Here is a 14,417-nt window from a genome sequence, read left to right on the forward strand (position 1 = left end):
TTCTAAAAAACTTTTTGTTTTAGGTTTGTTACAATATATTAAAAATGTTTCATATAAAAATTTAAAAAATTGAATATAAAGTTAAGGTGCCTTTAAAAAGGAGAATAGGAAAGTGGGTTTAAATCCCACACGGACCCACCACTGTATTTGCGGACAAGTCTATAATAAACCACTGTAAATTTTATGGGAAGGTAAAGATGAGGAAGATGCATAAGTCAGGAGACCTGCCTTAATTTACTAGTTATGTTTTTCAGGGGGAATATGAAAAGCAAGATTTTGACGGCTTAAAATGGGAAAGTCTCTTAGTTTTTACTAAGAGACTTTTTTTATTTATGATTATAAATAGTTTTTAATAAATATTTTGCGGAGGTGAAAAGAAAAAGTGAATTTAAAACTATTTTTATATATTTATTTTGGGGAGGGATTTCTTTTGAAGAAGAAGTTTAGGTTAATGAGTATTTTCTTGATATTTTTACTTTTAGTAAATTTTATAGTACCATTTAATGCCATGGCTTTTGAAGGTGAAGAAGAAGCTTTATTAAAGGAGATTAATAGTATAAGGGAAGAAATATCAGATGATAGTGATGTAGATTATTTGAGATATTTAACTTTTAGAGCACTAGATGAACCAATAGATATAAATAATTTATATTTAGGTAATACTAAGAGACCATTAGTATATTGCCAAAATATAATGAAATTATTTGCATCAAAGGCGGACTTTACCAAGGATGAAAACTTAAGATATGTTAATGAGCTCAAAGATTCCTTGGATGAAAAGGGTTTCATTTTAGATGAAGCTGCAGAAGTAATGAGAGTGGATTTAGATTTAAAGGGTACATCTCTTGGAATTATAGCTTTAAATATGGTTAAGGCAGATTATGATAAGGAGTTAGCCTTTAGGGTTTTATGTAATTATATAGACAAAGAAATTGATGGAACTGACAGTAATTCAATACAATCTCTTTGTCTTTCACTTATAGCCTTAAAAGCTTTCGACAACGGAGAGGAATATATAAACAAGGTAAAGGAAAAATTGCAATATTGTAATACAGAAGGAAAAATTACAGGGGAGTACTGTGATGATTTTGGATGTGAAACTGAGCAGGATATATTTTACAACTCATTTACGATTCAAGCTCTTGTAGCATTAGGGGAAGATCCAACTTCAGAAGAATGGACTGATGAAGGTGAAAATTTATTAGATGGATTAAGAGATTTTGAAATCAGAAATGAAAGTGAAAGAGTATCAAAGTTAGCCGCTCTTGTAGATTACTATAACTTTAAATATAAAAGTGAACCATCAATGTATTTTCAAGAGTACAAAACTGTTTATCCAAAGAGCGTTAAGTTTAATGAAGAAAGAATAAAATGCAAAATTGGAAAGGAGAAGGAATTAGATTTTCAAGTTTATGATAATAACGGAGATTTAATGGCACTAAAGGATGTGGTATTAAAAAGCAGTGATGAAGGCATTATTGCAATAAGTAATGATAAAATATTACCGCTTAAAGAGGGCGTTGCCACAATAGAAGTTGCATTAAAGGAACATAATGATATAAGAACTTCAATTGAAGTAGAGGCATATTCACCTAAGGCAAGTACTATTGAAATAAAAGTAAATGAAGAAGAGTTGCCACTAAAGATTAATGATAATACTGCATTAAGTATTTTAATACTAGATGAAGATGGGGATGATGTAAAAGATTCAGAAGTTATCTTTGAAAGTGATAATGAAAAGGTTGCAGTAGTCGATGCAAGTGGAATAGTATATGGAAAAGGTGAAGGATTTGTAAATATAAAAGCCTATGCTAAAGATAATGAATTAGTTTCTACATCAATTAAAATTCAAGTTACTAAGAGTTTAGGGTTAGATGAAATAACTAAAGATCAAGAAGCTTTAGTAAAAAAACAAATAGATGAACTTTTAGTTCATTATAAAGAGCAAGTTTCTGTTGAGGGGATAGCTCCTTTAGCTTTAAATAAATTTTCAGTAGATAAGAGGATTTATATAAGCAGAAATCTTGCAACTTGTTATGATTATGCTAGGGCATTATTTGCATTAAAAGGCTCAAATAGAGATTTCACAAACTATAATGGAAGAAATTTATTAGAAGAGTTAGTATATTCTCAAGTTAAAGAAGGACAAGATAAAGGATTATTTGTTAAAAATGATTTAGATAAAACTAACTTAGCTTATCAAAGTTATGTAGTATTAGCATTAGATTTATGTGACGGTAAATATGATAAGGAGGCTGCTGTAGAAGGAGTTATTAAATTATATAAAAGTGGAAAATATAATGTGAATTCGTTCAGTGATGCAGAAAGCAAAGCTGTATTCATAACTATGTTAGCTGGATGTAAAAGAACTAATGAAATAGATAAAATTACAAAAGAAATAGTTATGGAACTAAAAAATGACTTCAATAATAATGTTGCTCTAAACAGCAGAATGGAACCTAGAGCTATAAGTATGGTAATTGAAGCTTTAGTTGCAAATAATATAAATCCAATGCGAAAAAGTTTCACTAATAAAGAGGGTAAAAACTTAGTAGATAATTTATTAAAATATAGAGCTACGAAATTAAAATATGAAGAAAAAATAGGTGGCTTTACAAATGGTAAAGGTGAAGTTACTTATGATGAAAGTACTTCTTATGGATTTGCAGCACTTACAGAGTTATATACTAAAGAATCTATATTTGGATTTAAATCTTCACTAGAAATGGAGGAGGAAGATCCACCAGTTATCACGATTGAAGGTATTAAAAATAATGAATTGTATAGAAAGGATGTAAATGTAAAAATAACTTCAACAAAGGGAAATAACTGGACTGCAATATTAAATGATAAGCCTTTTGAAGGAGAGAAAATTTCTCAGTCAGGAATTTACACTTTAGTGGTGCAAGCCATTGATGAAAATGGAAATAAGAGCAGCGAAACTTTAAGGTTTATAATCGATAAAAATGCTAAAAGTGATATTAGAGTAAGGGTTGAAGGAAGAGATAAAACTTTACTTGATCAAGATGTTCCAGTAGGCGATGGAATAGGGAATGTTTTAGATTTATTAAAACTTTCTGCAGGCTGCGATGGTGTTGAAGGGGAAAGTAAAGGATCTTTAGGATATTTTGTAACTTCAATATTAGGTGCCTCTCAAGGTGATAACTATGGTTGGTGCTATGCTTTAGTTAAGGATAGTACTATAAATATGCCTATGGTATCAATGGACAATTTTAACGGGTTAAAAGATAAAGATGGAAATATGGAGTATGATGAAGTAGTATTTTTCATGTCTGACTATACTGGTGTTGATATCACAACTAAGCTTCCTAAACTAGAATATAGTATAAATGATGAGGAGGTTAATTTGAAATTCTCTGTTTCAGATGGAGTAGCAGGAAATAAGCTTGTTATCATAAATAAAGAAGATTATATAACTGATGATAAGGGCGAAATAAACTTAGAAAAGAAAAAAATAAATGGTGATATATTAGAGATTTATATTGGAGAAAGACATGAAGAAAAGGGTGGTATATTAATAGTACCAGTTAATTTTAAAATAGCTTTAGAAAATACTAAAAAGATATTACCTAAGCTTGAATATAAAGAAAATAAAGATGAAGTAATATTAAAAATTTATAGTATTGAAGGAGCTTTAAAAAATCAACTTGTAATAATAAATGGGGAAAATTATAGAACTGATAATAATGGTGAAATAATATTACAACAAAAAAACTTAGCGGATAGAACTTTAAAAATATCCTTAGGTGATGAAAAGATAATACCAACTAACTTTGAGGTTAAGTTACAAAGTATTGAGAAAGAGCCAAAAGATGAAGAGCACAAAAATGCGGATATAGATAAAGACAACAATAAAGATAATAATAAAGATGAATCCTCAAAGGAAGATAGTAATAATAGTACAGGCTCTACTGAAACAAAAAAAGAAGAATCTAATAACAATTTATCAGAGTCTATTGGGAAGAATACTTCAAAGGATGGATTTATTAATGTAAAAGGAGAAAGAGCTTCGCAAAATAGTAGTGAGGAAAATCCGATATATAACCAACTGCTAAGCAGTGGAGCAATAACTACTGCAAATAAATTAGAAAATAAAACATCAAATGAAGTAAGTCAAAGTACTAATGTAGATATTGCTAAAAAGAGTGAAAAGGCTCCTGAAAGTAATAAAACTGAAGAACAAATTAAAACTAAAGAAAATAAAAGTGAAGCTAAAGAAGAAAAGAAAGCTGAAGATAAAAATGAAAGCAAATTAACAGCTAAAATCACTAGTAAAATAGCAGTTATAGTGGCACTTTTAATACTAGTAGCTGGGGCTTTAGCAGTAATTAAAAAAAGAGCATAATTAAGATTAAGTGAGTATTTATCATAGAAAGCTATTTACAGAAATAATTTCACACTATATATGTGTTTATTGAAGTTTTTGAGTTTAGAATTAATAACAATAAATAGCATCACAAATAAATGATTATAGCCTTGGGATTTAGTATTACTTTCCTAAGGCTTTTTATAGTTTTAAATAATAAGGTATAAGCAATATTTTATCTACTTATTTTACATACAGTTTTAGAATAAGAATTTTTTTGAAAACTGTATACTTATAAAAAATTAGTATTTATTTTCATAAAATATAAAATTTAATAGTATATATTTGGAATATTCAAATAATTGCTAGATAAGGAGTGTAAAATTTAAATTACTGTGAGGATAGTAAGTTATAACTTCAAGGGGATGTCAATTCCAAAATATAATGAAATTGAAAAAGAATTTAATAAGTTATCCAAAGAGATGAAAAATTTAATAAGTTAAACTAAAAGTAGAGTTGAAAATCAAAGGAAGATGGATTAAACAAGGAAGAAGACCTGACCCGTAGAATTTACGGGTGGGTCTTTTTTTAGACTAAAAATTAGTTGGGGTTTAGTTAGTGTTGACTTAATATAAAAGATAAGTGAGGATATATTAATAAATGAAAGATTCTATTGCAAACAATGTTTAATTTTGGTATTATAAGTGAAATAATATTGATAAACATTGATAGGAAAGAGTATTATAGGATACAGTTTAAAGAGAGAAAGTGTCATAGGCTGAAAGCACTTTTAAATATGTCTATAAGAAAACTACCCTGGAGTTATGGTTTAGTATCAATAAAATGAGAAATGCCATGGGTGAAGATCCATAACACTTTTAGAGATGAATTGAGTTTTATAATTCAATTTGGGTGGAACCACGTAGATAACATTCGTCCCAATACCAGGGAGGGATGTTTTTTATATTTAAATTTAAAATTAAAAAAGGAGGTAGAATGAAATGTTAAAGGTAAAATTAAAAGATGGCTCAGTTAAAGAAGTCATGGAAAATTCAAGTGTTTTAGACTTAGCAGGCTTAATTAGCAAAAAGCTTTTAAAGGCTGCGGTAGTAGGTGAAGTAAATGGCACCTTAGTGGATTTAAGTCATAAGTTAAATGATAATGATGAGGTAAACATTATAACCTTTGAGGATGAAGTTGGAATTGAGGTTATGAGACATTCTACCTCCCACGTGATGGCTCAGGCTGTTAAGAATATTTATAAGGATGCAAAGCTCGCAATAGGACCATCAATTGAAAATGGATTTTATTATGATTTCGATATGGAGAATCCTTTAAATAATGAGGATTTAGAGAATATTGAAAAGGAAATGAATAGAATTATCCAAAGTAATTTAAGTTTTCTTAGAATTGAAGCAACCAGGGAAGAAGCTATAAAATTCATGGAAGAAAGAAATGAGCCATATAAGGTAGAGCTTATAAAAGAGCTTCCACAGGATGAAACAATATCCTTATATAAGCAAGGAGATTTTATAGATCTTTGCCGAGGACCTCATTTACTATCAACTAATAATATAAAAGCTTTTAAATTAACAAGTGTTGCAGGTGCTTATTGGAAGGGCAATGAAAAAAATAAAATGCTTCAAAGGATTTATGGAGTAGCCTTTGCAAGTAAAGAGCTTTTAAAAACTTATTTAGATAATATTGAAGAAGCTAAGAAGAGAGATCATAGAAAATTAGGAAAAGAGTTAAAGCTATTTACTTTTGTGGAGGAAGGACCTGGATTTCCATTTTTCTTGCCTAAGGGCGTGGTCCTTAAAAATAATTTAATAAATTATTGGAGAGAACTGCATGAAAAAGCTGGATATGTTGAAATTGAAACACCAATAATGCTTAATAAAAGGTTATGGGAAACTTCAGGCCATTGGGAGCATTATAAGGAAAATATGTATACTTCAATGATTGATGAAGAGGAATTTGCATTAAAGCCCATGAATTGTCCAGGTGGAATGCTTGTTTATAAAACAGAGGCACATTCCTACAGAGATTTTCCAATGAGGATGGGAGAGCTTGGAAGAGTTCACAGACATGAGCTTTCAGGTGCTTTACACGGACTAATGAGAGTAAGAGCCTTTACTCAGGATGATGCTCATATTTTTATGATTCCAGAGCAGATTAAAGCTGAAATTAAAGGTGTAGTAAATTTAATTGATGAGGTATATTCAACTTTTGGATTTAAGTATAATGTAGAACTGTCAACAAGGCCTGAAGATTCTATGGGAAGTGACGAAGACTGGGAAATGGCTGAAAGTTCACTTAAAGCAGCTTTAGATGAATTAAAATTACCTTATATAATCAATGAGGGGGATGGAGCTTTTTATGGCCCTAAAATAGACTTTCATCTTAAAGACAGCTTAGACAGAACATGGCAGTGTGGAACTATTCAGTTAGATTTTCAATTGCCTCAAAGGTTTGAATTAGACTATATTGGTAGTGATGGTGAAAAGCATAGGCCAATAGTTATTCATAGAGTTATTTTTGGAAGTATTGAAAGATTTATTGGGATATTAACAGAGCATTTTGCAGGGAAATTCCCAACTTGGTTAGCTCCAGTTCAGGTTAAGATACTCCCAATTTCAGATAAGTTCCTTGAGTATTCTAATAGTGTTAAGGAGAAATTGTTGGGCAGCGGCATAAGAGTTGAAGTAGATTCAAGAACTGAAAAAATAGGCTATAAAATAAGAGAAGCCAGAAATGAAAGAGTTCCTTATATAATTGTCCTTGGAGAAAAAGAGCAAGAGGGCGAGTATATATCATTGAGAAGCCGTGAGAATGGTGATGAAGGAAATATGAACTTAGATGATTTTATATATAGAATAAAGATGGAAGTAGCAAATAAGAACTGAAGGAAGTAAAAAGAAGATATATAAATCCATAAATTGGAAATTAACTGACACTCTAAATCTTTGATTTACCTAGTGAAAGTTACTCCTACAAAGGTATGTGAGTAGTGAGTTTCCTATATAATAAAAATGGCTATCATCAAGGGATAGAAATCAACTTGATGATAGCCTTATATTTTATCCATAGCCACTTTTTTTAACTTATCACCTGATAGGTCAAACGTATATATGAATCTTCAAGTATTTTACACATATAATTTTAAAATATATACAAAATATGTACAATTTGGTAAAGTATATTCATAATCTAATTCTAAATCGTATTATATTACGTCATATTGGTATTTTTATATTATAATTTTAATTGACTGTTAAAATAAGACAAACCTAAATATTAATGGAGGTAATTTTTATGGAATGTGTTGAAATTAGCCATGAGAAAAAGGAAAAGTATCTTGAAATAGTAAAAGAATGTAGGGAAATGATAAAAACAGAGAAGAATAGGCACTGTACATGCCCTAAAATAAAGTGTGAGTGGCATGGAAAGTGTTTTGAATGTGTTCTTTTACATAGAGTTAATCAAGATCATGTACCTTGTTGCTTACAACCAATGCTTCGTAATAAAATCAAAGAACTTGCAAAAGTAGCAGAAATGATTACTGAACCAAAACCATTAACTCCAGGAGAATATTGGGACTATGTAAATGAAGCATGCCCTAACAAGGATGATAAATAATTAGGAAAGACAAAATAGACACTTCACATATATTCATTCGCAATATTCATATATTGTGAAAAGAGGCACAAGCAGTCCTCTTAATTTTTGCTGTATTATCAACATTTATCTCTAGCATAGCTTAATAATAAAAAGTGAGAAGCTCCATAAAAATGGAACGTCTCACTTTTTTCTATTTATAAGTTAAGAAACTTTAATCTTCTATCCTTCTACTTTAATTATAGCATATGTAGCAAATTATTTACAGACTGGTAATTTTAGGTGATTGTGATAAAATTTCAATATTAATTTAAAGATGCTGATGATCATCACAAGGGGGAGATATTTTGTCAATAAATCAATCTGAATGGCTAGTAGAAAAAGAATGGTTAAATAAGATACTTGAGGAGGTAAGAACACAATTAGAAGAAAAGAGAAGTTCTAAAGAAAATTAAAAAAAAGAGGCAATTGAGACACAAAGGGAATTGTGGGAAAATGTTGGAGCTGTTTCAGTGGAAAATGGCCTGCAGCATATTGTAGATTTCATGCAGTTTATTAATACCATGAAGGTTCAAAAGAGAAGCCATGAGTTTGAACGAAAATTAATTGATAAATATGAGAATATGCTTTTATCTCCTTACTTTGCAAGAATGGATTTTCAGGAAGATGGAGAAGAAACAGCTGAGAAGTACTATATTGGAATTTCTAACTTAATTAATGGGGATTTTGATTTTCTTATATATGATTGGCGAGCTCCAGTTTCCAGTATGTTTTATGATTATGAAATCGGAGAAGCTTATTATAAGTGTCCTGATGGGATCATCAATGGCAAAATATCAATGAAAAGGCAATATAAAATTCATGATGGCGAAATTGAGTATATGTTTGACAGTAATATAAAAATAGATGATGAGGTGCTGCAGGATATATTAAGTAAAAGTAGTGACAATAAGATGAAGGCTATTGTAACTACGATTCAAAGGGAGCAGAATAAAGCAATTCGTAACGAAAAATATAAAAATTTAATTGTTCAGGGGCCAGCAGGAAGTGGGAAAACTTCTGTTGCTCTTCATAGGATTGCTTATTTATTATATAAGCATCGTGATACTATAACAGCTAAAAATATAGTGATATTTTCGCCTAATAATATTTTTAATGACTATATTTCCAATGTTTTACCTCAGTTGGGGGAAGATAATATGCTGCAAACTACCTTTAAAGAATATATGCATGATGTTTTGAAGGATATAGCTGGGAAAGAAGATTATTGTGAAGTGATGGAGAATATTTTGGGCGATGAAAGTGAGCAGGCATATCCTATTAGAGTCAAGAGTTTAAGGTTCAAGTCTTCGGTGGAGTTTGTTAAATTATTAAGGGTATATACAGAATACTTAGAAACCATGGACAGAGGCTTTGAAGATATTACTTTAAGAGGAAAAACTATAATTTCAGCAGAGGAAATGAAGGAGTTGCTTTATAAGGACTATGTAAATCTTCCTCTTAAGAGAAGATTAGAAAAGTTAAAGCAAAGAATTCTATATCTTCTAGAGCCTTATGAAAGAGCATTAGTTAATAAAGCAATGACAGAAGTACAAGAATCAGATGAATATTTAGAACAGGATGAAATAGTGAAATTAAGTAAAGCCTTAGTGAGTAGAGAAATTAAGACTATAGTTAATGAAATTGAGGAAAAAACTAAATTTGATTTGATGGATTGCTATAAGGCTTTTTATGAAGACATAGAAGTTTTCTTAAAAATGGCAAATATTAAATATGATAATGAAAGTATTGAAGAGATTAAAAAATATACCCTAGAGAACTTAAAAGGTAAAAAGATAAATTATGAAGATCAAATAGCTTTATTATTTATAAGAGGAGCTGTAGGCGGCATTCCAAAAACAGAAGAAGTAAAGTATGTAATTATTGATGAAGCTCAAGATTACACACCATTACAATATGAAGTTTTTAATCAATTATTTAATAAAGCAAACAAAACAATCCTGGGTGATATATCCCAATCTATTAACCCTTATATGAATATGGGAAGTTATAGTAATGTTGTAGATATATTTAAACCTGAGAATACTTCCATAATAAATTTAACTAAAAGTTATAGGTCAACCATGGAGATAACTAAATTTTCACGAAGAATATTAAGTGATGAAATTAATAATGAATACGTGGAAAGACGGGGAGAGTGTCTCAAATTAAATGGCTTTATAAGTGAAGAAGATATAAATAAAAGGATAGTTGAAAAGGTAAAAGTTTATAAGGAGCAAGGGCATAATTCCATAGGAATAATAACAAAGAATGCTCAAGAAGCAAAGGGAGTTTACAATTATCTGAAGGATAGGCTTAATGCTAAAATCATTGTTAGTGAAGATGATGAGTATGAAAATGATATTTTAGTCATTCCTGCCTATCTTGCTAAGGGTTTGGAATTTGATGTGGTTATGATATATAATGCCAGCTATTTAAGGTATAAGGATGAAGAGGATAGATTGCTTCTTTACACCGCTTGCACCAGGGCTCTCCATGTTTTAGAAATATTTTATATGGGGAAGGCATCATCATTAATAAATTGAAAATAAGGCTATATTTTAGTAGACAGAATAGGAATAAGTCTTCACCCATAGAAATTACGGGTGGGCTTATTTTTTTGATAACCTAATGTTGAGGAGCAGTTGAATTTTGAATTAGAAAGAAGGTATAGTATTATTAAAGGAGAATATTTATGGAAGATATGGTGTAGATATTATCAGTGGAGTTGTGTTTTACACTGATATTTAATATTTTTATAATTTCTAGGAGGGTTAGCATATGAAATTACCAAACCATGTAGCTTTAGCAAATTTACCTACCAGGATTGAATATTTAAGTAGATTTTCAAAGGAAGTTGGAGCTAACATTTATATTAAGAGAGATGATTTCACCGGAGGAGAGTTTTCAGGAAATAAGGTGAGAAAATTAGAATTTGCAGTGCAGGAGGCTTTAGATAAGGAGTGCAATACCTTAATTACCTGTGGTGGAATTCAGTCTAATCACTGTAGAGCAACGGCAGCTGTGGCAGCAAGACTAGGTTTGAAATCAGTTTTAGTCCTTAGAAGCAATGATCCAGAGGTAAAGCCTGATGGTAATTACTTCATAGATAAGGTCCTTGGTGCTGATGTGAGAATCATAAGTGCTGAGGAATATAAGAATGAAAGACAAGAAATAATGGAAAAGATTCAGGAAGAGTATAAGGCAAAGGGTGACAAAGCTTATATAATCCCAGAAGGAGCTTCAAATTACATCGGTAACTTTGGTTACTTTAAATGTATGGAGGAGATAAAAAGCCAGGAGGAAGAGCTAGGAATAGTCTTTGATACAATAGTAATAGCAGTAGGTTCTGGTGGAACCTATGCAGGGTTACAGCTAGCTAATAAAGTGCTAAACCTTAATAAGAAGATTCTAGGAGTAAACGTATGTGATACTGCTGACTTCTTTAAAGATAGGATATATGAAATAATGGGTGATAGCAAAGAGTATTTAGGCCTTGATGTAGAGCTTCATAGAGAAGAAATTAATATAATTGATGGGTATGTTGGACGAGGCTATGCCCTTAGCAGACCAGAGGAAATAGAGTTTATAAAGCATTTTGCGAGAACAGAGGGAATCATCTTAGACCCTGTGTACACAGGAAAAGGCTTATATGGCTTAAGCAGTGAATTAAAGGAAGGAAACCTTGAGAACCTTGGAAATGTATTATTTATTCACACCGGTGGATTGTATGGAGCGTTTCCTGTAAGAGAGTTATTTGAGGATTAGGGAGTTAATAAGGGAAATAGGTATGGAGATTTTTAATCTAGCATACCTATTTTTTATTGCAAATTAATCCTAGACATAATTATTTTTGGTGTAACCCTAGTGAAATATTAGGTTTTCTAGGTGCTAGACATTGCCAGGGGAAAGGCTTTCACCAGGAACTTTTAATCTCCACTATTTTCCCCAAAATCCTTCCCAGCTGGACTCTAAATTTTGTGTTGATTACATCCCGTTTGAAAGGGGAATCCACCTGCAGTGTGGCAACTCTTTCAGTGGAGGCTATATCAGCATCCATGAACCAGGTTCTGTAGGCTATGTCTCCAAGGGTGTTATGGATTTTTTTATGCAGTGGCGTTGGGAAGGAAGGGGGAGGAAGTTTGGTAGTTGTGTTTGCACAAGGGCCTTCGGGAGCCTCTGGGCATAAGGGATCTTTATTCCCTTCTTCTCTTTCTTCCCCATTATTAGCATTATTAAAATTCTTGTTATTATTAACATTATTGTTTGTGTCCCTTGTGGTTACCTCTGGGTTTACCACTGGGGTGGTGATAGTATTGTCCACAGAGTGGGGACTTTCAAGGGGAGTTGGTGTGGACAAGGCTGGGTCTTGACCTGATGGGTTTTCAGAGGCAGCAGTGGTGGAAGAAACTGTGCCATCTTTTGGCGCGACCGCAAGGGTTGGGGGTGGTGATGTAGCTTGTCCGTCTTCAGGGTACATAGCAGGGGCGTCCCCTGGGGATTCAGCTTTTCTAAAATCCTGAAAATCATTGTAGTTACATATGTTGATAGTGGTTCCTTTGGAGGTGGTGGTATAGGAAATCATGGAATCCTTTTGAAGTAAGTCCAGGAATCTTTTCACTGTTTTTTTATCTGCCTGCCAGCGGGCTGTGAGCTTTGTCACAGAGGTGTGAAGGCTGCCCCTTGGAATTTCAATTAACTGATTTCCAAGGAGAATTTTTTTGGTAGTGTGGTTTGCCATTAGTAAAAGGTCTATCCACCATTTTAGTTTAGTGTCCTCCTTCCAAAGCCAGTGATTATAGATAGAGCGGTGAAGTTTTATCCATCCTTGTTCCATGTTTGTTACCTCCTAAATATTTTTATAGTTTACTTATGAGCTTTAATTACCTGAATAAATTCCAGTTTCTTTAAGCAAGTTTAATAAGAACTCTCTGCCCTTGGCGGTCCACATACGGTTATATACCACTTCTCCGTTTTCTAATAGGGATTGTTTAAGGCTTGTATATCCTAAAGGAGCGTATTTTGCTGTTGGTACCCAGCAGTTGTTGCACTTGTATTGAATCTGCATTTGCTCTAGGAGCAGGTTTAGCTTTAAAGCGCTGGTGAAGTTTATTTCTTTGGCAATTTCTGTGGTGGTAAAAAGCTTATCTTGGTGAATAAGCAGGTTACGCTGCTGTTCTGCTTTAAGCCTTGCATTTCGCTCTTCTTGAAGCCTTGAGGCAACCTGAACCAGCATTTCGGGATTATTTAAAAGATCTTCTGTAGCAAACATGCCATTTTTTCTAATGGAGGGAATTATTACAGATGTTATCCATCTTTTGAAGGCCTTTGCCTTTGGTAGGGAGCTTCGTAGAATTAAGCTGTAAATTCCACTTTCGTTTATTATGGTCATATTTCTAAGCTTTCCAGCGGTGAGAATTGGATGGATCAGGGTATCTTCTTCATCAACATGGATTCGGATGGCTTGGTTAGTATCTGCGTAACCAAGGATTTCTGCCATGTCTTTTCCAATAAACCAAGGCTGGCCATTAATTTCTAAGGTTCTAACTTCCCCAAATTCATCACTATGGAAGATGGTAAGTGGATTTTGTAAAAGGTTTGAGGTTGTAAAGATATCTTGCATAAATAAACACTCCTTTATTACAAATTGATTTAATTGTGTAATTATTTTACAATAAAATTATAATAGTTCATTATAAAATATGCAAGAATAAATTACAAAACGTAATAAAAATTATAAAAAATATTATATGTATCTATTGACAGATTAATACATAAAAGTTATGATTAAAAGGAATAAAATACAATTTATGGTTTTAAGATAGATACATAGCATATAGGATTTTGAACATAGGAGATAAAGGAGGAATAAGGATGACACCTCAGGAGAAGCTTAAAGCTTTAAGAAAAGAAAGAAACCTTACAACACAGGAGCTAGGAGAACTTTGTGGCATGCTTCAGTCAACCATTAGTAAACTTGAGAATGGGAAAAGAAAAATGACCTTAGAGACTTTAAGTATACTTTCAAAGGCATTGAATGTAAGCATCAATGAATTTTTGGACACTGACGAGGAGCCGGATGTGCAAAAGGAGCCAATGACAGGTAAAGATAAACAAGAATTATTACAAAATGTAATTAAGCCTGTAACACCTATGGAGGAAAAGGCATCAATTCAGAATGAGAAAGCTATTTCCGGGGAAAAGGAAGACATAGCTGTAGAGGATGATATAACGGAGGAATTAAATGTTCTCATGCAGAAGTTTTATTCCAACAATGGGGGACCATTATTCTTTAATGGAGCTCCATTAGATGGAGAAGCCTTAGAAGAACTGGAGGAATCCTTAAAGTTTGCAATAAGAGGCTTAAAGCAAAAGAATTTAAAAAGAAAACAACAGAAGGATGAGGAGCAATAAAACCTATGGACTAAGATCA

At 32.0% G+C, this 14,417-nt stretch carries 7 protein-coding genes, 1 pseudogene, 1 riboswitch and 1 other annotated feature; of the genes and pseudogenes, 6 read left to right on the forward strand and 2 right to left on the reverse strand.

What is annotated here, in order from left to right; genetic code table 11:
• The first annotated feature begins 67 nt into the window (after nucleotides 1-67).
• A riboswitch (cobalamin riboswitch) is annotated at nucleotides 68-246 on the forward strand.
• A gap of 184 nt (nucleotides 247-430) precedes the next feature.
• The 5 genes and pseudogenes from BN1075_RS13010 to BN1075_RS13030 all read left to right on the forward strand — a co-directional run bounded on the left by BN1075_RS13010 (nucleotide 431) and on the right by BN1075_RS13030 (nucleotide 11,752).
• Nucleotides 431-4,366: an Ig-like domain-containing protein gene (locus tag BN1075_RS13010; RefSeq protein ID WP_040193664.1), complete on the forward strand. Its 3,936-nt coding sequence runs from the start codon at nucleotides 431-433 to the stop codon at nucleotides 4,364-4,366.
• Nucleotides 4,367-5,043: 677 nt separating this feature from the next.
• Nucleotides 5,044-5,271 (forward strand) — a binding site (T-box leader).
• Nucleotides 5,272-5,328: 57 nt separating this feature from the next.
• A complete protein-coding gene (thrS, locus tag BN1075_RS13015; protein WP_040193665.1) occupies nucleotides 5,329-7,233 on the forward strand; it encodes a threonine--tRNA ligase in 1,905 nt (634 codons plus the stop codon).
• A gap of 409 nt (nucleotides 7,234-7,642) precedes the next feature.
• Nucleotides 7,643-7,966 carry a hypothetical protein gene (locus BN1075_RS13020; protein WP_052406541.1) on the forward strand — a complete coding sequence of 108 codons (324 nt, stop codon included), beginning with the start codon at nucleotides 7,643-7,645 and terminating at the stop codon, nucleotides 7,964-7,966.
• A 326-nt stretch (nucleotides 7,967-8,292) separates the two neighbouring features.
• Nucleotides 8,293-10,530: pseudogene (gene helD / locus BN1075_RS13025) on the forward strand (RNA polymerase recycling motor HelD).
• Nucleotides 10,531-10,765: 235 nt separating this feature from the next.
• Nucleotides 10,766-11,752: a D-cysteine desulfhydrase family protein gene (locus BN1075_RS13030; RefSeq protein WP_040193666.1), complete on the forward strand. Its 987-nt coding sequence runs from the start codon at nucleotides 10,766-10,768 to the stop codon at nucleotides 11,750-11,752.
• 148 nt (nucleotides 11,753-11,900) lie between these two features.
• On the opposite strand, the gene BN1075_RS20825 is transcribed toward BN1075_RS13030, so the two are convergent.
• Entirely contained in the window at nucleotides 11,901-12,821 is a 921-nt protein-coding gene (locus tag BN1075_RS20825) for a hypothetical protein (RefSeq protein ID WP_052406542.1), read from the reverse strand.
• 42 nt (nucleotides 12,822-12,863) lie between these two features.
• A complete protein-coding gene (locus BN1075_RS13040) occupies nucleotides 12,864-13,607 on the reverse strand; it encodes a phage antirepressor KilAC domain-containing protein (protein ID WP_042387324.1) in 744 nt (247 codons plus the stop codon).
• 251 nt (nucleotides 13,608-13,858) lie between these two features.
• On the opposite strand from BN1075_RS13040, the gene BN1075_RS21185 reads away from it, so the two are divergent.
• On the forward strand, nucleotides 13,859-14,398 hold the full coding sequence (locus tag BN1075_RS21185; RefSeq protein ID WP_081911588.1) for a helix-turn-helix domain-containing protein: 540 nt from the start codon (nucleotides 13,859-13,861) through the stop codon (nucleotides 14,396-14,398).
• The last annotated feature ends 19 nt before the right edge of the window (nucleotides 14,399-14,417 follow it).

Origin of the sequence: Clostridium culturomicium (assembly GCF_000821305.1) — a bacterium.
Classification (GTDB): Bacteria; Bacillota; Clostridia; order Clostridiales; family Clostridiaceae; genus Clostridium_J; species Clostridium_J culturomicium.